The sequence below is a fragment of the Janthinobacterium sp. SUN073 genome (genome assembly GCF_030397665.1).
Lineage (GTDB): Bacteria > Pseudomonadota > Gammaproteobacteria > Burkholderiales > Burkholderiaceae_D > Janthinobacterium.
Genome location: NZ_JAPUBT010000001.1, coordinates 1,165,573 through 1,188,488 on the forward strand (window position 1 = coordinate 1,165,573; position 22,916 = coordinate 1,188,488).

Here is a 22,916-nt window from a genome sequence, read left to right on the forward strand (position 1 = left end):
ACTCCTGATCGGCACGATAAAAAGGCGGTGATGAAAAAGGGGACACCGCAGTGTCCCCCATTTTACGGTAACTTTATTTCAGCAGGGTCAGACCCGTTCCAGCACCAGCGCGATGCCCTGCCCCACGCCAATGCACATGGTGCATAAGGCATAGCGCCCGCCCGTGCGGTGCAGCTGGTTGACCGCCGTCATGGCCAGGCGCGCACCCGAGGCACCCAGCGGATGCCCCAGGGCGATGGCGCCGCCGTTCGGGTTGACGCGGACGTCGTCGTCGCGCACACCCAGCTGGCGCAGCACGGCCAGCCCTTGCGCGGCAAACGCTTCGTTCAGTTCGATGACGTCGAAGTCGGCCAGGCTCAAGCCCGTGATGGCCAGCACTTTCAGGGTGGCGGGCGCGGGGCCGATGCCCATGATGCGCGGCGCCACACCGGCCGTCGCCATGGCCACCACGCGGGCGCGCGGCGTCAAGCCAAAGCGGGCCGCGTTCGCTTCGTCGGCCAGCAGCAGGGCTGCCGCGCCATCGTTGACGCCGGATGCGTTGCCGGCCGTGATCGTGCCATCGGCGCGCACGACGGGTTTCAATTTGGCCAGGGTATCCAGGGTGGTGGCGCGCGGATGCTCGTCACGGCTGACGACGAGGGGCTCGCCCTTCTTTTGGGCGATGCTGACGGGGCAGATTTCGCTATCGAACACGCCCGCCTGCTGCGCCGCCAAGGCTTTGACCTGGCTGGCCAGGGCGAACGCATCCTGGTCCGCGCGGCTGATGCCAAAATCGCTGGCCACGTTTTCCGCTGTTTCCGGCATCGAATCGACGCCGTACTGGGCCTTCATCAAAGGGTTGATGAAGCGCCAGCCGATGGTCGTGTCTTCCATTTTCATGCCGCGCGCAAAGGCGCTGTCCGCCTTGCCCATGACGAATGGTGCGCGGCTCATGCTTTCCACGCCGCCGGCGATCAGCAAGCCCGCTTCGCCGCTCTTGATGAAGCGCGCGGCGCTGCCGATGGCGTCCAGGCCCGAGCCGCACAGGCGGTTCAGGGTGGCGCCCGGCACACTGTCGGGCAAGCCGGCCAGCAGGGCCGCCATGCGCGCCACGTTGCGGTTGTCCTCGCCCGCCTGGTTGGCGCAGCCGTACAGCACGTCCGTGACGGCCGTCCAGTCCACGTTCGGGTTGCGCGCCATCAAGGCACGGATGGGCACGGCGCCCAGGTCGTCGGCGCGCACGCCGGACAGGCTGCCGCCGTAGCGGCCGAACGGCGTGCGCTGCGCATCGCAAATGTAGGCGTGGGTCATGTTCTTTCCTCCAAGAAAGTGTATTGATCGTAAATTAGCGGGCATCCGTCAGTGGCACGGCCGTCAACGCTTGCAGCTGCGCAAAACTCAAGCCATCGGCCAGCTCGACGACCGTGGCGCCGGCGGGTCCCAGGTCGAGCACGGCCAGGTCGCTGTAGATACGGCTGACGCAAGCGATACCCGTGAGCGGATACGTACAGGCCTGCACCAGCTTGCTTTCACCCGTCTTGGTCAGCAATTCCATCATGACCCAGGTTTTTTTCGCGCCGATGGCCAGGTCCATGGCCCCGCCCACGGCGGGAATGGCGTCCGGCGCCCCCGTATGCCAGTTGGCCAGGTCGCCGGTGCTTGAGACCTGGAAAGCGCCCAGCACGCAAATGTCCAGGTGGCCGCCGCGCATCATGGCGAAGCTGTCGGCGTGATGAAAATAGCTGCCGCCCGCCAGCAGGGTGACGGGCTGCTTGCCCGCGTTGATCAGGTCGTAGTCTTCCTCGCCGGGTGCGGGCGCGGGGCCCATGCCGATGACGCCGTTTTCGCTGTGCAGGATGATCTCCGCGCCGGCCGGCAAGTGATTCGCCACCAGGGTCGGCAAGCCGATGCCCAGGTTGACGACACTGCCTTCATGGATGTCGGCCGCCACCTTGGCCGCCATTTGATCTCGATTCCATTTGTTCACTTGATACTCCTCAGGCAGCTTTGAAGCCGGCGGGGCCGGTGGCCGTGCGCGGCACTTGCACGATGCGCTGCACGAACAGGCCCGGCGTGATGACGTGTTCGGGGTCGATGCTGCCAAGCTCGGCAACTTCATGCACGGAAGCAATGCAGACCTTCGCGGCCATGGCCATGATGGGGCCGAAGTTGCGCGCCGTCTTGCGGTAGGTCAGGTTGCCCCAGCGGTCGCCCTGCTCCGCCTTGATCAGCGCGAAATCGGCGTGGATGGGTGACTCGAACACATACATGCGGCCGTCGATCTCGCGCGTTTCCTTGCCCTTGGCCAAGTCCGTGCCATAGCCCGTGGGCGTGAAAAAGCCGCCGATGCCGGCGCCGGCGGCGCGGATGCGCTCGGCCAGGTTTCCCTGCGGCACCAGTTCCAGTTCCAGCTTGCCCGCGCGGTACAGGGCGTCGAAGACGTGGGAATCGGCCTGGCGCGGGAACGAGCAGATGATCTTGCGCACCTGCCCATTTTTCAGCAGGGCGGCCAGGCCCGTATCGCCATTGCCTGCATTGTTGTTGACGATGACGAGGTCGCGCGCGCCCTGGGCGATCAAGCCGTCGATCAGCTCGGCCGGCTGGCCCGCGCCGCCGAAGCCGCCAATCATGACGGTGGCGCCATCGTGGATATCGGCCAGCGCATCAAGCACGCTGGAACGCAGTTTGTCGATCATTGTTGTCTCCTCCAATCAAATCCATTCACAATTTGTTCGCAATTAGTTCACATAGCGAACAAATATTCGTATTTAGAACTTATTTGTGAGAATATGCCTGATCGGCGCGCTTGTCAATTTGCCGTTTTCACCAGCGCCATGGCTATAATTGCCACCTTGACCCATTGGAATTGCCATGACCGACCGCCGCAGTACGCCCCTTTCCGCCGAAGAACTCCCTGATGCCGATGGCGCCCCCCGTCCTGGCGACAGCTATGTGCAATCGTTCGCGCGCGGCCTGGCCGTACTGCGCAGCTTTGGCGCGCAGGCGCCGCAACAGACCCTGAGCGAAGTGGCGGAGCGGGCGCAGCTGACGCGCGCAGGCGCGCGGCGCATCCTGCTCACCTTGCTGCATCTCGGTTATGTGGAAGCGGACGGGCGGCTGTTCCGTTTGACGCCCAAGGTGCTCGACCTCGGTTACGCGTATTTGTCATCCCTGCCTGTCTGGACGCAGGCACAGCCGCTGCTGGAAGAATTGATGCAGACCTTGCGCCAGTCGTGCTCGGCCACCGTGCTCGACGGCGACGACATCGTCTACGTCGTGCGCCTGTCCGCGCACCGCACCATGTCGATCAACCTGGGCATCGGCAGCCGCCTGCCCGCCTACTGCACTTCGATGGGACGGGTCTTGCTGTCGGGCCTGGCGCCCGAGGCGCTGCGCCAACGGCTGTCGACAATGGCATTGCTGAAAATCACGCCGGCGACCAAGGTCGATATCGAGGTCTTGATGGAAGAGATTGCGCAAGTGCGGCGCCAGGGCTGGTGCCTGGTGCAGGAAGAGCTGGAACAGGGCTTGATCGCCCTGGCCGCACCCGTGTTCGACCGGGCCGGCAAGGTGGTGGCGGCGATCAACGTCAGCGGCCAGACGGCGGGGCCGTCCGTGGCGCATTTGCTGGAACACAGCCTGCCGAAACTACTCGATACGGCCAGCCGGGTCAGCGCCCTGGTGCGGGTGCAGCAGTGATTATTTTCTAAATTTGGCGCACGGGTCCGGGCGCGGCTGCGCTGGCATCGTTTGCGTCAAGTCGAACGTGCCCTTGTAGCCACTGCCGCCCTGCTCCAGGTAGCCGATGCTGCGCACATTCAGTTGCGGGTCGGCCAGCTTCAGCCAGCGGGGCACGCCGATATCCTTGCGCACATGGTCATTGCCGGCGATCAGCACCACGTCGCGCGGCGCCTGGTCACGGATCAGCTTGGCCATCCAGATATCGCGCGCCACCTGGGCGTTGACGACACCTTTGATCATCATGTCGGGCAGCATATTGCAGCGGGCCGCCTGGACTTCCTTCTGTTGCCCTTCCAGGATATCGGCCGGCACGGGCGCGGCCAGGTAAGTGGCCACCATGGCGGGCGGCATGGCCCACTGGATGCCGTCGCGCACGATGCGCGAAGCTTCGGCCGGCGACAGGTTGCCGGCGACCAGGGTCAATTGATAGCTGATGACGAGGTCCAGCACGGGCCGGTACAAGCTCCAGTCCCAGCGCGGCTGTTCCATCACGCGGATGATGCAATCGGGGTCGGCGCAATCGCGCGCGGCGCGCGTCAGCAAGGCCTGGTTTTCGCGATCAAATTGCTCCATGACAATCACGGGACGCCAGCCAGTCGCCAGGCGGCGGCGCAATTCCTCGACGCGCAGGCGCTGGCCTTGCGCATTGTCCTGCACTTCCCCTAGCAGCAGCACTTGCGGATTGGGCAAGGTGTCGGCCACGGGTGCGGGAGCGGGCGGCGCTTCCTTCTTCAGCAAGCTGCCGCAGGCGGCCAATGCCAGCACGCTGCACAGCAGGGCGGCGCGCGCGCCGGCGCGGAAAATCACGGTCTTCATGTCAACGGGTATCCAGAGTGGTGATGCGCCAGATTGTACCGTCTCAGGCCGGCGCGGGTAGCTTGCGGCGCTCCAGCACTTCAAAGAGAAGCATGCCGGCCAGCATCGCGCCGACAAACAGCCACGCCTTCGGCTGGCCCGCCAGCAGGGAAACGAGGGCGGGACCGGGACAGAAACCGGCGATGCCCCAGCCTGCGCCAAAGGCCAGGCTGCCCAGCAGCAAGCGCCGGTCGATGCGCCGCGACGTGGGCAATTGCATGGGCTCGCCCAGCAGCGCCGTGCCGCGCCGGCGCGCCAGCCAGAAGGCGGGCATGGCCACGCCGATGGCGCCGCCCATCACCAGCGCCAGCGACGGGTCCCAGGCACCGGCCAGGTCGAGGAAACCGAGCACCTTGGCCGGGTTGCTCATGCCGGAGACGATCAGGCCCAGACCAAAGACGAGGCCGCTCAACAGGGAAAGGAGTAGCTTGCTCATAGGTGGCGCAACAGATAGACGGTGAGGAAACCGGCCGCCATGAAGACACAAGTGGCCGCCAGCGAACGGGGTGACAGGCGCGACAGGCCGCACACGCCGTGGCCGCTGGTGCAGCCGGCGCCATAGCGCACGCCCACGCCCACCAGCACGCCCGCCACGATCAGGGCCAACGTGCCCGCCTCGATCTGCACGGGCGGCAAGGCTTGCCACAATTGCCACAGCAGGGGCGTGCCGACCAGTCCGGCAAGAAAGGCGATACGCCAGCCCAGGTCGCCCTGGCGCGGACCCAGCAAGCCGCCGAGGATGCCGCTGATGCCGGCGATGCGCCCATTGAACAGGATCAATAGCGCAGCCGCCAGGCCGATCAGCATGCCGCCCGCCAGCGAGGCCCACGGCGTGAAGTGCTGCCAAGCAATAGTCATGGCCGGACTCAGTCCGCTTCGTCGTTGAACGGCAGACGCGGCGCGCAGAACTGCGCGTACAGCACTTGCAGCACGGCCAGCACGGGCGCGCTGGCGACGCGGTAATAGATCTGCTTGCCATCGCGCCGCGTGGCCACCAGCATCTCTTCGCGCAGCACGCCCAGCTGCTGCGACAGGGTCGGCTGGCCGATGCCCACTTTTTGTTCGAGGTCGCTGACGCAGTGCTCGCCCTGCGATAGCTGGCACAGCAGCATCAAACGGTCGGCATTGCCCATGGCCTTGAGCAGCGAGCTGGCCTTATAGGCCGAGCCACGCATGGCGTCGAGGTTGTATTCGGCGTGTTGTGTTGCCACTGTCTCCATCTTGCCCTCCCACAGGCGGTCATATTGATCATCATGCGATAAACAATATACTAATCAATATATTGTTTTCCTGCTGGCGATTCGCACAAAAAAATAACAGTCTTTTTTTGCGATAGCGTGCTCATGCCAAGTGTGCGGCAGCGATAGCGATCATGCTATCAAAATGATAAATATTCGTAATTTAAAGCAAATATGCGTAGCAAAATTGCCACGAATTGTGCTGTAATAAGACCTCATCAGAAAAATTGTGATACGCCCCCGTACGGGCGCATTATCCGTCCAGGCGCAGGCCGGTTTCGGTCGCGCCGCGCGGTGAACCAGGGAGTCAACGATGAAGATCTTTCAGCCGCTATGCGTGGCCGTGCTGGCGCTGTCGGCGTATGCCGGCAATGTGGCCGCCAGCGCGCCTGCCGTGAGCGACGACAGTCTCGCTTTCAACAACACGACGGACTATCCCACCTGGGAAACACCGGACTTGCCGTATGCACGCCTGCTGACGCAGCACACGACGCTCAATGCGACCCCGCGCTGGCTCAACGCCGGTACGCGCCAAAGCGCACTGGCGCCCCCCACCACCGCCGCCACTCCTGCCGTACAGCAGGTGCACGTGCCGCCGCCCGTGCCCGAAGCGAGCATGGTCTCGATGCTGCTGGTGGGACTGGGTTTGCTGGCCTTGAGCATGCACGGTGAAAAACAGGAAAAATTCGATGGCTGACCTTATTTGGGCGGCCGATGCCGCTGCGTCAAAAAAAATTCCGCCTGGTGCGGAATTTTTTTTACTTGTCCAGCAAGCGGCACACCCTTTCGATATTGCCCACCGGAATACCCGACTTCAGGGCGCGCGCGATGCAGCCCGCCTTGTCAGGGCCCGAGGCGGACATGAGCACGAAGGCCGTGCCCAGGGCGCTGACGGCGAGCAGAAGGATCAGCACGCCCTTGACGATATCCCAGTTCATGGCGTCTCGATGGCCGGCATCAGTGCTCCCTGGCTGAGGTGGCTGCCGACTCGGGCCCGTTCAGCAGTGCTTGTAATTTTTGCATGGTGGCCCAGTTGCGCGAGGTGACGCCATCGCCCAGCAGTGCACCCAGTGACGCCACCACCTTGCTGGCCAGCACGCCATCGGGACACCAGGCATACGCGGCCCATCGCCCCAGCGCCAGCGCTTCCGGCTGCCACGGCCGCTGCAAGAGCGGCGCCAGGCGCTGGACATCGGCCGGATTATTCAGCACCAAGGTCAGCAGACGGGCCGCATCGACCGCCGGCGCCAGGGTGTTTTGTTCGATCAGTTCGGCAAACTGGCTGGCCGACAGCACCGTCACCCGGGCCGCGACGCCCAGTTTCAGCACCAGCGCTTCCTCGATGCGCGCAGCGGCCTCGGCCGGCGCCGCCGCGCCCCCGTCATACACCACGTTGCCGCTGTTGAGTACCGTGCGTACCTGCGCAAAACCCAGGTCGCCCAGCAGCTTGCGCAGGTCGGCCATGGCCACGCGCTTGGCGCGGCCCACATTGATCCCACGCAAAAGCGCCACTTGCTGACTGTTTTCTGGCTGTGCCATGTCTCTTCTCCTTGCCTATGCCGGGCTGCTGGTGCTGTCCGGCAACGGCGTCACCGTGGGCAGGCGCAGCAGGAATGTCGCGCCCTGTCCCAGCGTGCTGCTGACCGTGATGGTGCCGCCAAACTGCTTGGCAATCAAGTTGAACACGATATTCAAGCCCAGGCCCGTGCCGCCCTGTCCCCGCCGCGTGGTGACAAACGGGTCGAACACGCGGTCGAGCATGTCGGGCGCGATGCCGCGGCCGTTATCGCGCACCTGCATGGCGATCCACTCGCCGTCGCGACGCACGCCGATATGGATGTTGCCGGCCGTGTCCGCATCGAAGGCGTGCTCGACACAATTCAAGACCAGGTTGGTCAGCACCTGCGCCAGCGCACCCGGATAGCTGTCGAGCATGATGTCAGGCGGGCAATCGATATCGATGCGGATGCGCGTCTTTTTCAGGGTCGGCTGCAGGCTCGAGATCACTTCCCCGATATAGTCGCGCAATTCGAACAAACGGCGCGCCTCGCTGACCTGGTCGACGGCGATCTGCTTGAAGCTGTGGATCAGGTGCGCGGCGCGATAGGCATTGTTCATGATCAGCCGCGCGCTCTCGCCGGCCGTTTCCAGGTAGCGCACGATATCGGTTTTCTTCACGCTGCCGCCGGCCACCGCTGCGCTGATGTGATCGGTGGCTTCCTTCAGCACCGAAGCGCTGGTCAGCGCGATGCCGACCGGCGTATTGATTTCATGCGCCACGCCGGCCACCAGGCTGCCCAGCGAAGCCAGGCGCTCCGACTGCAGCAACGATTCCTGCGCGCGGCGCAGCTCGTCCATCGCCTGCGCCGTCTCCTGCTGCGAACGGCGCGCCATGTCTTCCGCCTCGCGGCTGCCCTCGATGATGGATTTGAGCTTGCGCTGCACGGCATTGAAGCCGCGGATCACGTCGCCCAGTTCGTCGCGTCGGTTTTCCGGCAATTCTTCGACCTCGTCGCTGCCGCGCGTGGCCAGGTCGATCAAGCCGTCGCGCAACTGTTTCAAGGGCCCGAAGACGATGCGCAGGCTCAGCGCCAGGGCACCCACCAGGATGATGTCAAGCAGTAATACTTCCAGCACCTTGCGCCGCACTTCGCCGCGCAGGGCAGCATCGATCTGCGCGCGGCTGAAATTGACGATGACCTTGCCGACGATCACCGGCTTGCCGCCCGTGGCCGCCGCCACGGCATCGCGGAACACCAGCGGCGCCTCGACGGGCGTGCCGCCCATGGCCACATCGGAGGTCAAAGGCACCAGGGTGCCAGCCGCGTCACGCACTTCCCCCGCGAACAGGCCCACGGAGGCGTCGTAGACGCGGATGCCGACCAGCTCCGGCGGCAGCATTTCGGCCGCGACAATGCTGTCGACCTTGGATTTATCGAGATCCCACAGGGCCGAAGGCAAGCTGGTCTGCAAGCGCGTGAGCACGCCGCTGCGCAGGCGCGCGCTGCCCGATTCAAGTTCCTGGCTCAGTGTATATTGGGTATAGCTGCCAGAAATGCCCAGCACCAAAGTGACGATCACGACAAAAAGCAGGGTCAGCCGGACTTGAATACTCACCATCGATCAACACTCCCCGGGCCTGGCCAGCCGCCGGCCCGCGGCGCGGGCACAGATACGTCAGCAATGCAACAGTCTGTATCAAATGTACGGTATGACATGCTTATTGGCAAGATTTACAGCGGCCCCGTTTTCGACAGGGGCCTTGATACAGGTTGAGACATTGCGTCATGGCAATGGTAATATCCCGCAATCATCTAAGGAGTCGTCATGGCGGTCATGCATCAACATCTACCCCTGGAACAAGTGCGTCCTGGCATGGTCTTGTCGGATGTCTTGCTCGACGCGCATGGACAAGTGCTGTTGCCGCAAGGCGCGGTACTGACGGAAAACATGCTGTCCCTGATGCCACGCCACGGCATCGCCATGCTGCCGATCCAGGCGCCGCCCCCTTCGCCAGAGGAAGTGGCCGCGCAGCAGGCGGCTGACAGCGAACGGCTGGCCTACCTGTTCCGCAAGCTGGATCCGGACGATCCCGCGGATGCGGCCACGACCTTGCTGCGCGACTATGTCACGCAATATCGCCTGGGTACGGGAGAGCGGGCATGAGCACCCAGCTGACGCTCGACGATATCGTCGCCCATCTCGATGACCTGCCTTCCTTGCCCGCCGTCGTCATGGAGTTGCTCAACAGCATAGACCAGGAAGACGTCGATATTTCCGTGCTGGCGAAAAAAGTCTCATACGACCAGGCGCTGACGGCGAAAACCCTGCGCCTGGCCAACTCCTCGCAATATGGCTTGCAAGTGAAGGCCACCACCATCCAGCAGGCGATCACTTACCTGGGTTTCCAGACCACGCGCAGCCTGATCACCTCGGCCGCCATCACGGGCTGCTTCCCGGAAGGGCGTTGCCCCGGCTTCGACGACAAGGCCTTCTGGCGCCATTCGGTAGCGACGGCCGCCTGCGCCAAGGTGCTGGCGCGGCAGATCCGCTTCAACCAGGATTACGCCTTCACGGCCGGCTTGCTGCATAACATCGGTCGCCTGGTGCTGGTCAGCAGCTTTCCCGCACACTACGCGCAAGTCATCGTGCACCAGGCGGCGCACGATTGCAGCCTGCTCGAAGCGGAGCAGGCCGTGCTGGGCGTGGACCACGTGCAGGCAGGCGTGGCACTGGCCGAGCACTGGAATTTTTCCGACACCATGCGCCTCGCGCTGGCCAACTACCTGCAGCCGGAAACGCCGGGGGCAGGTTTCCTGGCAGCGCTGATCCACGTGGCCAATGCCATCGTCTGTGCGCTCGACCTGGCGCAGGCGGGCGACGACATGGTCCCGCGCGTCTCGCCGGTGGCCTGGGATGCGCTGGGCCTGGGCGAAGAAACGTATCTGCAGCTGTTCCGCGAAACGGAGTTGCGCTACGACGAAATTACTTCAGCACTGCTGAGCTAAACGCTGCGCCACATGCCAACGGCTCTCGCCGCGAAGCGAAAGCCGTTATGGGTACTGCGGTGTCTCCATGCTGCCCGGTCCACACCAGCCTGTTGCCGCCAGCAGTGACGCAAGCGGCACAGTCAGCGTGCAACCGCCACATCAGTGCGCGTAATTCGATTCTTGCGCATCGCCGCGGTCTTCCGCTTTTGGACGGCCCTGGGCGTCGGACAGACGATACTTGGTGCGGCGGTCGCCCATCAAATCGCGCAGGTCACGGATGCTCATGCCCGTCACTTCGTGCATGCGGATCAGCAGCGAGGCGCCGACCGGCAAGCGGTGGTGGCGGATCTTGCTGATGACGGGTGGCGCCACTTCGAGCAAGCGCGACAGGGCTGCGTCGTTTTTCAGCTGCATCTTGCTCAGCAGAATATCCAGCAGGTGATTCGGGTTGTAACTCTCTTGCGATGCTAATGCATGATGTGCCATGATTTTTCCTCGTCTGGTGAATGTTCAAAGAATGCCGATACGAACTTAAGGCTGGCTTAGAGTGTTTAAATAAACGTCTTTCCATCAGCCTCAGCCTCCCCTCCGCCTTCCCTCCTTGTCGCACTGCCTGCACAGGACTCGCACAGCCAACGTGCGCAGCTTGCCGCGTGAGTAAATGCACTGCAACCCACTAAAATGAATTGCATATAAAACAATATACTAGTCCAAACAGGCCGCATCTGCGCCTCGCGCAAACTTCCTGATTGTTAAATATCAATCAAGCTGCTGGTTGGCTTGCCAACGATGCTATTTCAACACATTAGGATGCCAGCGGCCGCACACAAGGCTTTGCAGCAACTTGTTACAAATCAATGGTGTCGCATGGCAATAAATGCTTTACGGCATCGCCGTACCGGGCACCGTATTCACGCTGCAATCTTGTCGGCATACTCAGCACAACATGGCCCGTCCCGGCGATTTACGCTAAACTATGGCCTGAACTTGCAGCGAGCCTGCCAGCGGGCAGCCAGAGGCGCCCGGCCGGTGATCCACCGCCTCCCGCCCCGAGCGGCGCACGGCGCAATCTCCCTGCCCGGCTTATTTGCCGCCCCACTTATTTGCCCACTTTTTTGCCGCCACATTTACCGATAAGCATCCGACTCCATGCAGAAAAAAGTATTCATTAAAACCTTCGGCTGCCAGATGAACGAGTACGACTCGGACAAGATGGCCGACGTGCTGGGCGCTTCCGACGGCCTGGTGCGCACCGACACGCCGGAAGATGCCGATGTGATCCTGCTCAACACGTGCTCCGTGCGCGAAAAGGCGCAGGAAAAAGTGTTTTCCGACCTGGGCCGTCTGCGCGAGCTGAAACTGGCCAAGCCGCACCTCTTGATCGGCGTGGGCGGCTGCGTGGCCTCGCAGGAGGGCGACGCCATCGTCAAGCGCGCGCCATATGTCGACATGGTCTTCGGCCCGCAAACCCTGCACCGCCTGCCGCAAATGATCGAACTGCGCCGCTCCAGCGGCGCTTCGCAGGTCGACATCAGCTTCCCGGAAATCGAAAAATTCGACCACATGCCACCGGCCAAGGTCGACGGCGCCTCGGCGTTTGTTTCCATCATGGAAGGCTGCAGCAAATATTGCAGCTATTGTGTCGTGCCTTACACGCGCGGCGAGGAAGTGTCGCGCCGCTTCGAAGACGTACTGACGGAAGTGGCGGGCCTGGCCGCCCAGGGCGTCAAGGAAATCACCCTGCTGGGGCAGAACGTGAACGCCTACCGTGGCGTGATGGAAGGCGGAGAGATCGCCGACTTCGCCCTGCTGCTCGAATACGTGGCCGACATTCCCGGCATCGCGCGCATGCGCTTCGTCACCAGCCACCCGAAGGAATTCACGCAGCGCCTGATCGACGCCTATGCGAAGATCCCGCAGCTGGTCGACCATTTGTACCTGCCGGCACAGCACGGTTCCGACAAGATCCTGGGCGCCATGAAACGCGGCTACACGGGCCTCGAATACAAGTCCATCATCCGCCGCATCCGCGCCGTGCGCCCGAACATGGCCATTTCGTCCGACTTCATCGTGGGCTTCCCCGGCGAGACGCAGGCCGACTTCGACGCCATGATGAAGCTGATCGCCGACGTGGGGTTTGACAACAGCTACAGCTTCATCTTCAGCAAGCGCCCCGGCACGCCGGCCGCCAGCCTGGCAGACGATACGCCGCATGAAGTGAAACTGGCCCGTTTGCAGCAGTTGCAGGCGGCCATCGACGCCAACACGCGCAAATACAGCCTGGCCATGGTGGGCAGCGTGCAAACCATCCTCGTCGAAGGCCGTTCGAAGAAGGACACCGATGACAGTGAACTGCAAGGCCGCACGGAAAACAACCGCGTCGTCAATTTCGACGCCGGCCCGGACGCGCTGCAGCTGGTCGGCCAGCTGGTCGACGTGCGCATCACCGAAAGCCATTCCTACACCCTGCGCGGCGAACTCGTCGCCGGCGCTTCCGCATTGAAAAGAGCCAGTTGAAAACCAAAGCCCCGATACAGCCGCATTACTTCATCCCCGAGCCGCTGGACAACACGCGCCTGGCGCACCTGTGCGGGCCGCTCGATGAAAACCTGCGCCAGATTTCCGCCGCCCTCGACGTGACGATCTTCCGCCGCGGCGAGAAATTCATCGTCGGCGGCAGCAATGCCGAACGGGCCGTGGAAATCCTCGACCAGTTCTACGCCATCGCCAACAAGGTCGTGCCGCTGGAAGAAGTGCAGCTGGCCCTGGTGGAGCAGCGCGCCGGACTGTCCGCCGCCTCGGAACACCACGTCAACGCGCCTGCCAGCACCTTCGTCGAGCCGGACATCGCCAGCCCCGTGCTGAAAACGCGGCGCAGCGACCTGCGCGGGCGCACGCCGCACCAGATCGCCTACCTGCGCGACATCCTCGAACACGACATCAGCTTTGGCGTGGGACCGGCCGGCACCGGCAAAACCTACCTGGCCGTCGCCTGCGCCGTCGACGCGCTCGAACGCGATGCCGTCAAGCGCATCATCCTGACGCGCCCCGCCGTCGAAGCGGGCGAGCGCCTGGGCTTCCTGCCGGGCGACCTGGCGCAAAAGGTCGACCCGTATTTGCGTCCCCTGTACGACGCGCTGTACGACTTGCTGGGCTTTGACCGCACGCAAAAACTGTTTGAGAAACAGGTGATCGAGATCGCCCCGCTGGCCTATATGCGCGGGCGCACCCTGAACCACGCCTTCGTCATCCTCGATGAAGCGCAGAACACCACCGTCGAACAGATGAAGATGTTTTTGACGCGCATCGGCTTCGGCAGCAAGGCCGTGGTGACGGGCGACGTGACGCAAGTCGACCTGCACAAGAGCCAGACGAGTGGCCTGATCGACGCCGTGCACGTGCTGAAAGACGTGCGCGGCATCGGCTTTACGCAATTTAACAGCAGCGACGTGGTGCGCCATCCGCTCGTCGCGCGCATCGTCGATGCGTATGAAACGGCGCAGGCGGCCGGCGCCAACGCCGCCCAGTTACTTCCCTTATTGAAACCAGCTGCCGCCAAAAATGTCCGAAAAAAATAAACTATCGCTGTCCGTGCAATACCCGGACGCCCGCCTGGAAACCCTGATCACGCGGCCCAAAGTGCGCCGCTGGGTCAAGGCGGCCCTGTTCGCCCCTGCCGAACTCACCATCCGCTTCGTCGACGCGCAGGAAGGCCGTACCTTGAACCGCGACTACCGAGAAAAGGATTACGCCACCAATGTGCTGACGTTTGCCTATAACGAAGGCGAAGAGTTGAATGACGACGAGCCGACGCGCGCCGACATCATCCTGTGCACGGACGTACTGGAAAAGGAAGCGGCGGAACAAAAGAAAAGCGTGGAAGAGCACACGGCCCATCTGATCGTGCACGGCGTGCTGCATGCGCAGGGCTACGACCACATGGATGACGAGGAAGCGGCCGAGATGGAGGGCCTGGAAACGGCAATCCTCGCGAAACTCGGCATTACCGACCCGTACAAGGAGTAAGACCATGGGCACTTGGGCCACCGACGCCTTCGGCAACGACTACGCCATGGATTGGGCGCAGGATCTGCACGAATACAAAACCCTGGAACTGGTCGAGACGACGCTCGACAACGTCATCGACAGCACGGAAGCGGAACTCGAAGCGCCGTTCGCCGCCGAGGCGCTGGCCGCGCTGGAAGTGATCGCGCGCCTGCAAGGCCAGCCGGGAGAAAACGACCCGGCCACGGCGGAAGTGGACGAATGGGTGGCCGCCTGCAAGAAGAAAGTCACGCCGCCGCTGCTGGAAAAAGCGCGCCTGGCCTTCGACCGCATCATGGCCGAGTCGTCGGAACTGCGCCAGCTGTGGCAAGACAGCGAGCATTTTACGGACTGGCAGGCGGACGTGGCGGCCTTGCGCGCGCGCGTGCTGGGCCCGGACGCCGCGTAAAACATCGGGCAACGGCGCACTTCAACGTATTAAATTTGCATCAAAAGCGGGGAAATCCGGTATTCCCCCACTTTTGGTGTATCCTATATCCCTTCGCAACAACGGCTCACGCCTCCTATGCCCGAGCACCCTAGTGGCGTCAGAACTGACGTCAAGCCCCACCGGTCACTGTTTGAACGCCTGACCGCACTCATATCCCCCGAGCCAGAGAACCGTGCAGAATTGCTCGAAGTTCTACACGATGCGCATGAACGCAAGCTGATCGACGCCGACGCCCTGTCGATGATCGAAGGCGTGTTTCAGGTATCGGATCTCTGTGCGCGCGACATCATGATTCCCCGTTCGCAAATGGATGTCATCGACATCAGCAAGCCGATCGAGGAATGGATGCCGGAAGTCCTGTCCACCGCCCACTCGCGCTTCCCCGCGATCGAAGGCGAGCGCGACAAGGTCATCGGCATCCTGCTGGCGAAAGACTTGCTGCGTTATTACGCAGAAGAAACTTTCGACGTCCGCGACATGCTGCGCCCCGCCATCTTCATCCCCGAATCGAAACGCCTGAATGTGCTGCTGCGCGATTTCCGCGCCAACCACAATCACATGGCCATCGTCGTCGATGAATACAGCGGCGTCGCCGGCCTGATCACCATCGAAGACGTGCTGGAACAGATCGTCGGCGACATCGAGGACGAATACGACTTCGACGAAGCCGAGGACAACATCCTCTCGCTCAAGGAAGGCCAGTTCGGCCCCCGCTGGCGGGTCAAGGCGCTGACCGAGATCGAACAGTTCAACGAAGAAGTGGGCAGTCACCTGGTGGACGACGACGTCGACACCATCGGCGGCCTGGTCTCGAAGTACCTGGGCCGCATGGCGCACAAGGGCGACATCTTCGACCTGGGCAATCTGCGCTTCGAGGTGCTGCGCGCCGATGCGCGCCAGGTGCACGTGCTGCTCGTCGAGCGCCTGCCCAACGTGCCGGAACTGGAACTCTGACATGCGCGTGCTGTAGATGCGTTTCAGACGCTTGGATCCCAACGCCCCCGCCAAACCGCCCCGCAGCACATGGGCGCGCATGCTGACTGCCGCCATCGCCGGCGCTGTCGCGGTGCTGGCGTTCGCCCCGTTCGGCTACTGGCCGCTGCAAATCCTCAGCCTGGGCGTGCTGTTCTACCAGGTGCTGCGCGCGGCGAACGTCAAGAGCGGTGCGCTGATCGGCTGGGCCTACGGCTTCGGCTGGTGCGCGGCCGGCACGCACTGGCTGTATATCTCCATGCACCGCTATGGCGACATGGCCGCACCGATCGCCGCCATCGCCGTGGCCTTGCTGGCCCTCTTGATGGCCATTTACGTGGCCCTGGCCATGGGCGCGGCCGCCTGGCTGCGCCAGCGCTGGGTGCTATCCCTGCCCGCCATGACCCTGCTGGTGCTGCCGGCCACCTGGACCCTGTTCGAATGGACGCGCGGCTGGCTGTTTACGGGTTTCCCGTGGCTGGCCACCGGTTACGCCCACAATGCCAGCCCGCTGGGCGGCTTTGCGCCCATCGTCGGCGCGTATGGCCTGGGCTGGCTGGCGGCGCTGTCGGCCGGCGCCCTGCTCTTGCTAGTCCACCCCCTGCGCCGCACGCGCTGGAGCGCGCTGGGCGGCGTCATCGCGCTGTATGCGGCCGGCGTTGGCTTGCAATACGTGAACTGGACCCATCCTGTCGGGCGCCCCATCACAGTGCGCCTGTTGCAAGGCAATGTGCCGCAGCAGCAGAAATTCGACCCCGGCTTCGTGCTGGGCGCGCTGCAGATGTACCAGAGCGCCATCACCAGCGCGCCGGCCGACCTGATCGCCACGCCGGAAACGGCCGTCACCGTGCTGCCGCACCAGCTGCCGCCCGGTTATCTGGATAGCCTGGGCACGTATGCGCAGCAGACGGGCAGCACGATTTTGCTCGGCATGCCCGTGCTCGACGAACAACAGCGCTTCTACAATGCGGCCGTGGGCATCACGCCCAACGGCACGCCGGGCCCGTACTACCAGTACCGCAAGCACCATCTGGTGCCGTTCGGCGAATTCGTGCCGCCCGGCCTGCACTGGTTTGTCGCCATGATGGCCATCCCGCTGGGCGACATGGGCCGAGGCGCGGAAGTACAAGCGCCTTTGCCCGTGCGCGACCAGCTGGTGCTGCCCAATATCTGCTACGAAGACTTGTTTGGCGAAGAAATCGCGGGCCAGCTGGCCAGCGCCCACCGCCATGGCAAGCAGTCGGCCTCGGTGCTGCTCAATATCTCGAACCTGGCCTGGTTTGGCGAATCGATCGCCATCCCGCAGCATCTGCAGATTTCGCAGATGCGCAGCCTGGAAACGGGCCGTCCGATGCTACGCTCGACGAATACGGGCGCCACCGCCGTCATCGACGGCAAGGGCGTGGTGCAAAGCCTGCTGCCGCCGGAACAGCAAGCCGCCCTGGCGGCCAAGGTGCAAGGCATGGGCGGCATGACGCCATACATTCTGTATGGCAATAAACTGGTGCTGGCCCTGGCCGTGCTGGCCCTGCTGACGGCCTTCCTGCTGTCGCGCGCCGCGCGCCGTGGCCGCGCCGCGCAGCAATAAGCGGCCGATATTGCCCGAAGAGTCACAGTGGGCCCGTAAAAACCGCTAAAATTAGCAAAACTCCGGCCCGGACGCGCTTGACTGGCAGCGCCCGGGTTTCAAGCAAACCTTAACAAAGCGCAGCCTCCCGCGCGGCGAACCCATACGATGCTCACATTTCAACAAATTATCCTGACCTTGCAAACCTATTGGGACAAGCAAGGTTGCGCCCTGCTCCAGCCTTACGACATGGAAGTCGGCGCCGGCACCTTCCACACCGGTACCTTCCTGCGCGCGATCGGCCCGGAACCCTGGCGCGCCGCGTATGTGCAGCCTTCGCGCCGCCCGAAAGATGGCCGCTATGGCGAAAACCCGAACCGCATGCAGCACTACTACCAGTACCAGGTGGTGTTGAAGCCGGCGCCGGAAAACATCCTCGACCTGTATCTGGGTTCGCTGGCCGCCCTGGGCCTGGACTTGCAGCAGAATGACGTGCGCTTCGTCGAAGACGACTGGGAAAGCCCGACCCTGGGCGCCTGGGGTCTGGGCTGGGAAGTCTGGCTGAACGGCATGGAAGTGACCCAATTTACCTACTTCCAGCAAGTCGGCGGCCTCGATTGCAAGCCTGTGCTGGGCGAAATCACCTACGGCATCGAACGCCTGGCCATGTATTTGCAAGGCGTGGAAAACGTGTATGACCTGGTGTGGACCGAGTGGGAAGAAAACGGTGTCACGAAAAAACTGACTTACGGCGACGTCTTCCACCAGAACGAGGTGGAGCAATCGACCTACAACTTCGAGCACGCGAATACGGACCTGCTGTTCGAACAGTTCGGCAACTACGAAGCGGAAGCGAAGCGCCTGATCGAGCTGCAACTGACCCTGCCCGCCTACGAGAAGATCATGAAGGCGTCGCACAGCTTCAATATGTTAGATGCGCGTGGCGCCATCTCGGTGACGGAACGCGCCGCCTACATCGGCCGCGTACGCACCCTGTCGCGCCTGGTGGCGCAAGCGTATTACGACTCGCGCGAGCGCCTCGGTTTCCCGATGCTGCCCGCCGCAGACCAACTCGCCGCCGCCTGATCGCCTAGCTCATACACCGCTGTACCGGACAAGAACACCATGAACCAAACACTGCTCATCGAACTGCTGACCGAAGAACTGCCGCCGAAAGCGCTGGCCAAACTGGGCGCCGCCTTCACCGCCGGCATCGTCAATGGCCTGAAGGCGCGCGACTTCCTGGAAGCCGACAGCGTCGCCACCAGCTACGCCTCGCCGCGCCGCCTGGCCGTCTCCATCACCAATGTGCGCGAAGTCTCGCCCGATAAATCCATCCGTGAAAAAGTCTTGCCCGTCTCCGTGGCGCTGGACGCGAACGGCAACGGCACGCCGCCGCTGGCCAAGAAACTGGCCGCGCTGGGCTTCCCCGACCTGACGGTGGCCGACCTGGAACGCGCCGTCGATGGCAAGGCCGAAAGCTTCTTCTACACCTATACGGCGCCGGGCAGCCAGCTCGCCGCCGGCGCGCAAGCGGCATTGACGGAATCGGCCGCCAAGCTGCCGATTCCAAAACTGATGAGCTATCAGCGCCCGGACGGCACCACCGTGCAATTCGTGCGCCCGGCCCACAGCCTGATCGCCCTGCACGGCGTCAACGTGCTGCCTCTGACCCTGCTGGGATTGACGGCCGGCCGCACCACCCTGGGCCACCGCTTCCTCACCGACGGCAAGGCTATCACCATTGCGCACGCGGAAAACTATGCGGCCTCACTGATCCTCAACGCCAGCGTCATCGCCAGCAACGAGGAACGCAAGGAGCGCATCCGCGCCCAGTTGCTGGACAAGGCCGGTGCCGACCAGGTGCTGATGCCAGAAGCGCTGCTCGATGAAGTGACCGCCCTGGTCGAATGGCCAGTCGTGTATGAGTGCCACTTCGAGGAAGAATTCCTGGCCGTGCCGCAGGAATGCCTGATCCTCACCATGCAGACGAACCAGAAGTATTTCGCCCTGACGGACAGCGAAGGCAAGCTGCGCTCGCGCTTCCTGATCGTCTCGAACATCGAGACGGACACGCCAGAACATATCATCGGCGGCAACGAGCGCGTCGTGCGCCCGCGCCTGTCCGACGCCAAGTTCTTTTTTGAACAAGACAAGAAGAAGACCCTGGCATCGCGTTTGCCGCTGCTGGCCAACGTCGTCTACCACAACAAGCTGGGCACGCAAGCTGCCCGTACAGAAAGAGTAAAAGCATTAGCCGGCGCCATCGCCGCCAAATTGGGCTACGACGTGGCCCTGGCCGAACGGGGCGCCCTGCTGGCCAAGGCCGATCTGCTGACCGATATGGTGGGTGAATTCCCCGAGCTGCAAGGCATCATGGGCACGTATTACGCGCGCCATGATGGCGAGCCGGAAGAAGTGGCGCTGGCCGCTTCCGAACACTACCAGCCGCGTTTTGCCGGCGACAGCCTGCCATCGACCGCCACCGGCACCGCCGTGGCCCTGGCCGACAAGCTCGAAACCCTGGTCGGCATCTGGGCCATCGGCCTGGCGCCCACGGGCGACAAGGACCCGTTCGCGCTGCGCCGCCATGCCCTGGGCGTGCTGCGCATGCTGCTGGAAAAGCGTTTGCCATTGTCGATCCGGGGCTTGCTGGGCGACGCCGCCGCGCAGTTCGCCGCCGTTCCCGGCTTCAAGGACCCAATCGCGGATGTCACCACCTTCATGCTCGACCGCCTGCGCGGCATCCTGCGCGAACGCGGTTTCTCACCGAATGAAATCGAAGCCGTCGTGGCACAGAATCCTGACCGCCTGGACGACATCGTGCAGCGCCTGGAAGCCGTGCAGGCGTTTGCCGCCCTGCCGGAAAGCGCCTCGCTGGCGGCAGCCAACAAACGCATCACCAACATCCTGAAAAAGAACGAGGAAGCGCTCAAGCTGGTTGCCGACAATGGCGTCAACGTGGCCCTGCTGCAGGACGAAGCGGAGAAAAAACTCGCCGCCGCCGTCTCGCGCGTGCAGCCGGAAGTCGACGCGGCCTTCGCCAAGGGCGACTTCACCAGCACCCTGCAAACGCTGGCGCAGCTGCGCGACGACGTCGACGGCTTCTTCAACGACGTGATGGTGATGGCCGAGGATGTCGCCCTGCGCAACAATCGCCTGGCCTTGCTGTCGTCGCTGCACGGCATGATGAACCGCGTGGCCGACATTTCCAAGCTGGCGGCATAATGGGCATTCCGGCGCTGAAACTGATTATTCTCGACCGCGACGGCGTCATTAATCATGACTCGCCGGACTTCATCAAGTCGCCTGCCGAATGGCTACCGATCCCCGGTTCGCTCGAAGCGATCGCCCGCCTGAACCAGGCAGGCTATCGCGTCATCGTCGCCTCGAACCAGTCAGGCATCGCGCGCGAATATTTCGACATGACGGTGCTGAACGCGATTCACCAGAAGATGCACACCCTGGCGCAGCAAGTGGGCGCCGATATCGACGCCATCTTCTTTTGCCCGCACGCGGGCGCGGACAATTGCGACTGCCGCAAGCCGAAACCGGGCATGTTCCATGAAATCGCGAAGCGCTACAACACCAGCCTGAAAGGCGTGCCCACCGTTGGCGATTCGCTGCGCGACCTGCAGGCAGGTTTCATCAGCGGCTGCGTGCCCTACCTGGTCTTGACGGGCAAGGGCGAAAAAACCAACGAAACAGGTGGCCTGCCACCCGGCACCCAGGTTTTCCCCGACCTGGCCGCCGTGGTCAGCCACCTGCTCAGGGCGCCAGCGGCGCCAGCGCCCACCGTGGCATTCAGTATCTAATTTTCGGAGAACCGCATTGCGTAATATTTCCCTGTTCCTGCGATCCCTGCTGTTCATGACCATCATGATCGTGGCCACCATCGTCTGGGCCTGCGTGTGCTTTTTTGCCGCGCCATTGAGCTACAACAAGCGCTATTGGGTCACCTCGCGCTGGAACGTGTTTATCCTGTGGTGCGCCAAGGTCATTTGCGGCATCCGCTATGAAGTCAAGGGCGCCGAGAACTTCCCGGATGCGCCGGCCATCGTGCTGTCAAAGCACCAGTCGGCCTGGGAAACCATCTTCCTGCTGCCCAGCCTTCCCCGTCCGCTGGTGTATGTGTTCAAGAAGGAGATCCTGTACATCCCGTTCTTTGGCTGGGCCATGGCGCTGCTGCGCATGATCCCCATCGACCGCAAACAGGGCAAGCATGCCTTCAAGAGCGTGGTCGCGCATGGCAAACGCCGCCTCGCCGACGGCCAATGGATTATCATGTTCCCGGAAGGCACCCGCATCCCCGTGGGCCAGGCGGGCAAGTACAAGAGCGGTGGCACGCGACTGGCCATTGCCACGGGTGCCGTGGTGGTGCCGATTGCGCATAATTCAGGCGAATGCTGGCCCAAGCAGTCATTCCTCAAACGCCCGGGACTGATCACCGTCTCGATAGGCAAACCGATTTCGCCGGAAGGGCAAACCCCGGACAGCATGATGCAACAGGTGGAAAATTGGATAGAATCAGAAATGCGCGTCATTTCGCCTCACGCCTACAACGCTGGCTAGACGGCATCAGCGCGGTCATCCAGGAGCCGACACTGCGCCAGCAGATGAAGACCATCAAGGTCGGCGACCAGCAACTGGATCTGTTCGCGCATGACGTCTCGACCAGCACGCCCCCGGCGGTGCGCCCCACGGCACCGCCAGCGCCGCCCGTGGCACCACCGCTAGTGGTACCCGCGCCACCCATCGTTCGCCCCGCCCCATCGCCCCTGCCGTCCCCCCCACGCCCTGCCGATGGCCCTCCGCTGCGTCAGCTGCAGCTGGGCAGCCACCTGGTCGAATTCGCCCTGCGCCGTTCCACGCGCCGTTCCATCGGCTTCATGATCGACGATAACGGCTTGCGCGTGACCGCGCCCAAGCGCGTCACCCTGGCCGAAATCGACAATGCCATCCGCGCCAAGCAGGGCTGGATCGTCTCGAAGCTGCTGGAAAGGGGCGAGCGCAAGGTGCAGCGCCAGCAGCGCCCGCCCGTGGCATGGATCGATGGTGCCGCGCTGCCCTACCTCGGTGGCGAGATCACATTGCGATTGCACCAGGCGCCGCGTCACCGCGCCAGCTTCCAGCGCGAAACGAATGAACTGCACGTATGGGTCACGCCCACGGGCAGCGAGCAGCAGTTGAAGGACAAAGTGAAGGGCTGGTTCCAGCACGAGGCGCGCCAGCTGTTCGAAGCGCGGCTGGACCTGTATGCGGACAAGCTGGGTGTGCGCTACGATGCATTATCGCTATCCTCGGCCGGCACGCGCTGGGGCAGCTGCACCATCGAGCGCAAGATCCGCCTGAACTGGCGCCTGATCCACTTCGCCCTGCCGCTGATCGACTACGTGGTGGCGCATGAACTGTCGCACCTGCTGGAAATGAACCACAGCTCCCGCTTCTGGGCCATCGTGGAATCGATCTATCCCGATTACGATGGGGCCAAGCAGGCGCTCAGGAAACGCTCGCAGGAGCTGCCGGTGTTGTTCGCGTAAACGATATTGTTGGCGGCTGTCGGATTACGCGCTAGCGCG

At 63.2% G+C, this 22,916-nt stretch carries 26 protein-coding genes; 15 read left to right on the forward strand and 11 right to left on the reverse strand.

Annotation, left to right across the window (positions count from 1 at the left end; all coding sequences use genetic code 11):
• Window positions 1-87: 87 nt before the first annotated feature.
• Genes pcaF through O0882_RS05290 form a run of 3 tightly spaced genes read right to left on the reverse strand, consistent with a single transcriptional unit; the run spans window position 88 to window position 2,675 of the window.
• Entirely contained in the window at window positions 88-1,290 is a 1,203-nt protein-coding gene (gene pcaF / locus O0882_RS05280) for a 3-oxoadipyl-CoA thiolase (RefSeq protein WP_289945918.1), read from the reverse strand.
• Window positions 1,291-1,324: 34 nt separating this feature from the next.
• Window positions 1,325-1,966, reverse strand: a complete 642-nt coding sequence (locus O0882_RS05285) for a 3-oxoacid CoA-transferase subunit B (RefSeq protein ID WP_289945920.1) — start codon at window positions 1,964-1,966, stop codon at window positions 1,325-1,327.
• A 10-nt stretch (window positions 1,967-1,976) separates the two neighbouring features.
• Window positions 1,977-2,675 (reverse strand): 3-oxoacid CoA-transferase subunit A, encoded by a 699-nt coding sequence (locus O0882_RS05290; protein ID WP_289945922.1) that lies wholly within the window; start codon window positions 2,673-2,675, stop codon window positions 1,977-1,979.
• Window positions 2,676-2,850: 175 nt separating this feature from the next.
• Between O0882_RS05290 and O0882_RS05295 the strand changes: the two genes are divergently transcribed.
• Entirely contained in the window at window positions 2,851-3,678 is an 828-nt protein-coding gene (locus O0882_RS05295; protein WP_289945924.1) for an IclR family transcriptional regulator C-terminal domain-containing protein, read from the forward strand.
• Here the strand turns inward: O0882_RS05295 and O0882_RS05300 are convergent, their stop codons facing one another.
• From O0882_RS05300 to O0882_RS05315, 4 genes are read right to left on the reverse strand one after another with little or no spacing between them, the layout of a single operon-like run.
• Complete coding sequence (locus O0882_RS05300; protein WP_289945925.1) at window positions 3,679-4,536, reverse strand: ChaN family lipoprotein; 858 nt, start codon at window positions 4,534-4,536, stop codon at window positions 3,679-3,681.
• Between the two features lie 43 nt (window positions 4,537-4,579).
• Window positions 4,580-5,011, reverse strand: a complete 432-nt coding sequence (locus O0882_RS05305; protein WP_289945927.1) for a DUF6691 family protein — start codon at window positions 5,009-5,011, stop codon at window positions 4,580-4,582.
• Window positions 5,008-5,433, reverse strand: a complete 426-nt coding sequence (locus O0882_RS05310) for a YeeE/YedE family protein (RefSeq protein ID WP_289945930.1) — start codon at window positions 5,431-5,433, stop codon at window positions 5,008-5,010. Before O0882_RS05310 ends, O0882_RS05305 begins: the two co-directional genes overlap by 4 nt.
• Before the next feature lie 8 nt (window positions 5,434-5,441).
• Window positions 5,442-5,795, reverse strand: a complete 354-nt coding sequence (locus tag O0882_RS05315) for a metalloregulator ArsR/SmtB family transcription factor (protein WP_071075569.1) — start codon at window positions 5,793-5,795, stop codon at window positions 5,442-5,444.
• A 331-nt stretch (window positions 5,796-6,126) separates the two neighbouring features.
• Between O0882_RS05315 and O0882_RS05320 the strand changes: the two genes are divergently transcribed.
• Window positions 6,127-6,510 (forward strand): hypothetical protein, encoded by a 384-nt coding sequence (locus tag O0882_RS05320; RefSeq protein WP_289945935.1) that lies wholly within the window; start codon window positions 6,127-6,129, stop codon window positions 6,508-6,510.
• Between the two features lie 61 nt (window positions 6,511-6,571).
• Here the strand turns inward: O0882_RS05320 and O0882_RS05325 are convergent, their stop codons facing one another.
• Genes O0882_RS05325 through O0882_RS05335 form a run of 3 tightly spaced genes read right to left on the reverse strand, consistent with a single transcriptional unit; the run spans window position 6,572 to window position 8,933 of the window.
• Window positions 6,572-6,751 carry a hypothetical protein gene (locus tag O0882_RS05325; protein WP_099762197.1) on the reverse strand — a complete coding sequence of 60 codons (180 nt, stop codon included), beginning with the start codon at window positions 6,749-6,751 and terminating at the stop codon, window positions 6,572-6,574.
• 19 nt (window positions 6,752-6,770) lie between these two features.
• Window positions 6,771-7,352 (reverse strand): DUF1697 domain-containing protein, encoded by a 582-nt coding sequence (locus O0882_RS05330; protein ID WP_289945936.1) that lies wholly within the window; start codon window positions 7,350-7,352, stop codon window positions 6,771-6,773.
• A 15-nt stretch (window positions 7,353-7,367) separates the two neighbouring features.
• Complete coding sequence (locus O0882_RS05335; RefSeq protein WP_289945937.1) at window positions 7,368-8,933, reverse strand: HAMP domain-containing sensor histidine kinase; 1,566 nt, start codon at window positions 8,931-8,933, stop codon at window positions 7,368-7,370.
• 207 nt (window positions 8,934-9,140) lie between these two features.
• On the opposite strand from O0882_RS05335, the gene O0882_RS05340 reads away from it, so the two are divergent.
• Window positions 9,141-9,479 carry a hypothetical protein gene (locus tag O0882_RS05340; RefSeq protein WP_289945938.1) on the forward strand — a complete coding sequence of 113 codons (339 nt, stop codon included), beginning with the start codon at window positions 9,141-9,143 and terminating at the stop codon, window positions 9,477-9,479.
• Complete coding sequence (locus O0882_RS05345; protein ID WP_289945939.1) at window positions 9,476-10,321, forward strand: HDOD domain-containing protein; 846 nt, start codon at window positions 9,476-9,478, stop codon at window positions 10,319-10,321. Before O0882_RS05340 ends, O0882_RS05345 begins: the two co-directional genes overlap by 4 nt.
• Before the next feature lie 141 nt (window positions 10,322-10,462).
• Here the strand turns inward: O0882_RS05345 and O0882_RS05350 are convergent, their stop codons facing one another.
• The gene (locus tag O0882_RS05350; protein ID WP_034746769.1) at window positions 10,463-10,789 is read right to left on the reverse strand and encodes a hypothetical protein; all 327 of its coding nucleotides are present in this window, start codon (window positions 10,787-10,789) and stop codon (window positions 10,463-10,465) included.
• Window positions 10,790-11,452: 663 nt separating this feature from the next.
• Here O0882_RS05350 and miaB point away from each other — a divergent pair.
• From miaB to O0882_RS05405, 11 genes are all read left to right on the forward strand, one after another.
• Window positions 11,453-12,820, forward strand: a complete 1,368-nt coding sequence (gene miaB / locus O0882_RS05355) for a tRNA (N6-isopentenyl adenosine(37)-C2)-methylthiotransferase MiaB (protein WP_289945940.1) — start codon at window positions 11,453-11,455, stop codon at window positions 12,818-12,820.
• On the forward strand, window positions 12,817-13,881 hold the full coding sequence (locus O0882_RS05360) for a PhoH family protein (RefSeq protein ID WP_289945941.1): 1,065 nt from the start codon (window positions 12,817-12,819) through the stop codon (window positions 13,879-13,881). The genes miaB and O0882_RS05360 overlap by 4 nt, the downstream gene beginning before the upstream one ends.
• A complete protein-coding gene (ybeY, locus tag O0882_RS05365; RefSeq protein ID WP_289945942.1) occupies window positions 13,865-14,329 on the forward strand; it encodes an rRNA maturation RNase YbeY in 465 nt (154 codons plus the stop codon). The genes O0882_RS05360 and ybeY overlap by 17 nt, the downstream gene beginning before the upstream one ends.
• 4 nt (window positions 14,330-14,333) lie before the next feature.
• The gene (locus O0882_RS05370; protein WP_289945944.1) at window positions 14,334-14,756 is read left to right on the forward strand and encodes a DUF4259 domain-containing protein; all 423 of its coding nucleotides are present in this window, start codon (window positions 14,334-14,336) and stop codon (window positions 14,754-14,756) included.
• A 117-nt stretch (window positions 14,757-14,873) separates the two neighbouring features.
• Window positions 14,874-15,752 (forward strand): transporter associated domain-containing protein, encoded by an 879-nt coding sequence (locus O0882_RS05375; protein ID WP_034746750.1) that lies wholly within the window; start codon window positions 14,874-14,876, stop codon window positions 15,750-15,752.
• A gap of 79 nt (window positions 15,753-15,831) precedes the next feature.
• Window positions 15,832-17,358: an apolipoprotein N-acyltransferase gene (gene lnt, locus O0882_RS05380; RefSeq protein ID WP_289945946.1), complete on the forward strand. Its 1,527-nt coding sequence runs from the start codon at window positions 15,832-15,834 to the stop codon at window positions 17,356-17,358.
• 147 nt (window positions 17,359-17,505) lie between these two features.
• Window positions 17,506-18,423 carry a glycine--tRNA ligase subunit alpha gene (gene glyQ, locus O0882_RS05385; RefSeq protein WP_289945948.1) on the forward strand — a complete coding sequence of 306 codons (918 nt, stop codon included), beginning with the start codon at window positions 17,506-17,508 and terminating at the stop codon, window positions 18,421-18,423.
• Window positions 18,424-18,462: 39 nt separating this feature from the next.
• Window positions 18,463-20,565, forward strand: a complete 2,103-nt coding sequence (glyS, locus tag O0882_RS05390) for a glycine--tRNA ligase subunit beta (RefSeq protein WP_289945950.1) — start codon at window positions 18,463-18,465, stop codon at window positions 20,563-20,565.
• Window positions 20,565-21,152 carry a D-glycero-beta-D-manno-heptose 1,7-bisphosphate 7-phosphatase gene (gene gmhB / locus O0882_RS05395; RefSeq protein ID WP_289945952.1) on the forward strand — a complete coding sequence of 196 codons (588 nt, stop codon included), beginning with the start codon at window positions 20,565-20,567 and terminating at the stop codon, window positions 21,150-21,152. Before glyS ends, gmhB begins: the two co-directional genes overlap by 1 nt.
• 16 nt (window positions 21,153-21,168) lie before the next feature.
• Window positions 21,169-21,909 carry a lysophospholipid acyltransferase family protein gene (locus O0882_RS05400; RefSeq protein ID WP_100874414.1) on the forward strand — a complete coding sequence of 247 codons (741 nt, stop codon included), beginning with the start codon at window positions 21,169-21,171 and terminating at the stop codon, window positions 21,907-21,909.
• Window positions 21,910-21,953: 44 nt separating this feature from the next.
• On the forward strand, window positions 21,954-22,877 hold the full coding sequence (locus O0882_RS05405) for a SprT family zinc-dependent metalloprotease (protein ID WP_289946839.1): 924 nt from the start codon (window positions 21,954-21,956) through the stop codon (window positions 22,875-22,877).
• The last annotated feature ends 39 nt before the right edge of the window (window positions 22,878-22,916 follow it).

What these genes read in the sequence shown, in the direction of transcription:
- pcaF (WP_289945918.1), bottom strand. Translation starts at nt 1,290, where the DNA reads ATGACCCACGCCTACATTTGCGATGCGCAGCGCACGCCGTTCGGCCGC.
- lnt (WP_289945946.1), top strand. Translation starts at nt 15,832, where the DNA reads ATGCTGACTGCCGCCATCGCCGGCGCTGTCGCGGTGCTGGCGTTCGCC.
- gmhB (WP_289945952.1), top strand. Translation starts at nt 20,565, where the DNA reads ATGGGCATTCCGGCGCTGAAACTGATTATTCTCGACCGCGACGGCGTC.
- O0882_RS05290 (WP_289945922.1), bottom strand. Translation starts at nt 2,675, where the DNA reads ATGATCGACAAACTGCGTTCCAGCGTGCTTGATGCGCTGGCCGATATC.
- O0882_RS05320 (WP_289945935.1), top strand. Translation starts at nt 6,127, where the DNA reads ATGAAGATCTTTCAGCCGCTATGCGTGGCCGTGCTGGCGCTGTCGGCG.
- O0882_RS05340 (WP_289945938.1), top strand. Translation starts at nt 9,141, where the DNA reads ATGGCGGTCATGCATCAACATCTACCCCTGGAACAAGTGCGTCCTGGC.
- ybeY (WP_289945942.1), top strand. Translation starts at nt 13,865, where the DNA reads ATGTCCGAAAAAAATAAACTATCGCTGTCCGTGCAATACCCGGACGCC.
- O0882_RS05305 (WP_289945927.1), bottom strand. Translation starts at nt 5,011, where the DNA reads ATGAGCAAGCTACTCCTTTCCCTGTTGAGCGGCCTCGTCTTTGGTCTG.
- O0882_RS05295 (WP_289945924.1), top strand. Translation starts at nt 2,851, where the DNA reads ATGACCGACCGCCGCAGTACGCCCCTTTCCGCCGAAGAACTCCCTGAT.
- O0882_RS05345 (WP_289945939.1), top strand. Translation starts at nt 9,476, where the DNA reads ATGAGCACCCAGCTGACGCTCGACGATATCGTCGCCCATCTCGATGAC.
- O0882_RS05375 (WP_034746750.1), top strand. Translation starts at nt 14,874, where the DNA reads ATGCCCGAGCACCCTAGTGGCGTCAGAACTGACGTCAAGCCCCACCGG.
- O0882_RS05300 (WP_289945925.1), bottom strand. Translation starts at nt 4,536, where the DNA reads ATGAAGACCGTGATTTTCCGCGCCGGCGCGCGCGCCGCCCTGCTGTGC.
- O0882_RS05335 (WP_289945937.1), bottom strand. Translation starts at nt 8,933, where the DNA reads ATGGTGAGTATTCAAGTCCGGCTGACCCTGCTTTTTGTCGTGATCGTC.
- miaB (WP_289945940.1), top strand. Translation starts at nt 11,453, where the DNA reads ATGCAGAAAAAAGTATTCATTAAAACCTTCGGCTGCCAGATGAACGAG.
- O0882_RS05325 (WP_099762197.1), bottom strand. Translation starts at nt 6,751, where the DNA reads ATGAACTGGGATATCGTCAAGGGCGTGCTGATCCTTCTGCTCGCCGTC.
- glyQ (WP_289945948.1), top strand. Translation starts at nt 17,506, where the DNA reads ATGCTCACATTTCAACAAATTATCCTGACCTTGCAAACCTATTGGGAC.
- glyS (WP_289945950.1), top strand. Translation starts at nt 18,463, where the DNA reads ATGAACCAAACACTGCTCATCGAACTGCTGACCGAAGAACTGCCGCCG.
- O0882_RS05330 (WP_289945936.1), bottom strand. Translation starts at nt 7,352, where the DNA reads ATGGCACAGCCAGAAAACAGTCAGCAAGTGGCGCTTTTGCGTGGGATC.
- O0882_RS05350 (WP_034746769.1), bottom strand. Translation starts at nt 10,789, where the DNA reads ATGGCACATCATGCATTAGCATCGCAAGAGAGTTACAACCCGAATCAC.
- O0882_RS05310 (WP_289945930.1), bottom strand. Translation starts at nt 5,433, where the DNA reads ATGACTATTGCTTGGCAGCACTTCACGCCGTGGGCCTCGCTGGCGGGC.
- O0882_RS05315 (WP_071075569.1), bottom strand. Translation starts at nt 5,795, where the DNA reads ATGGAGACAGTGGCAACACAACACGCCGAATACAACCTCGACGCCATG.
- O0882_RS05370 (WP_289945944.1), top strand. Translation starts at nt 14,334, where the DNA reads ATGGGCACTTGGGCCACCGACGCCTTCGGCAACGACTACGCCATGGAT.
- O0882_RS05405 (WP_289946839.1), top strand. Translation starts at nt 21,954, where the DNA reads ATGAAGACCATCAAGGTCGGCGACCAGCAACTGGATCTGTTCGCGCAT.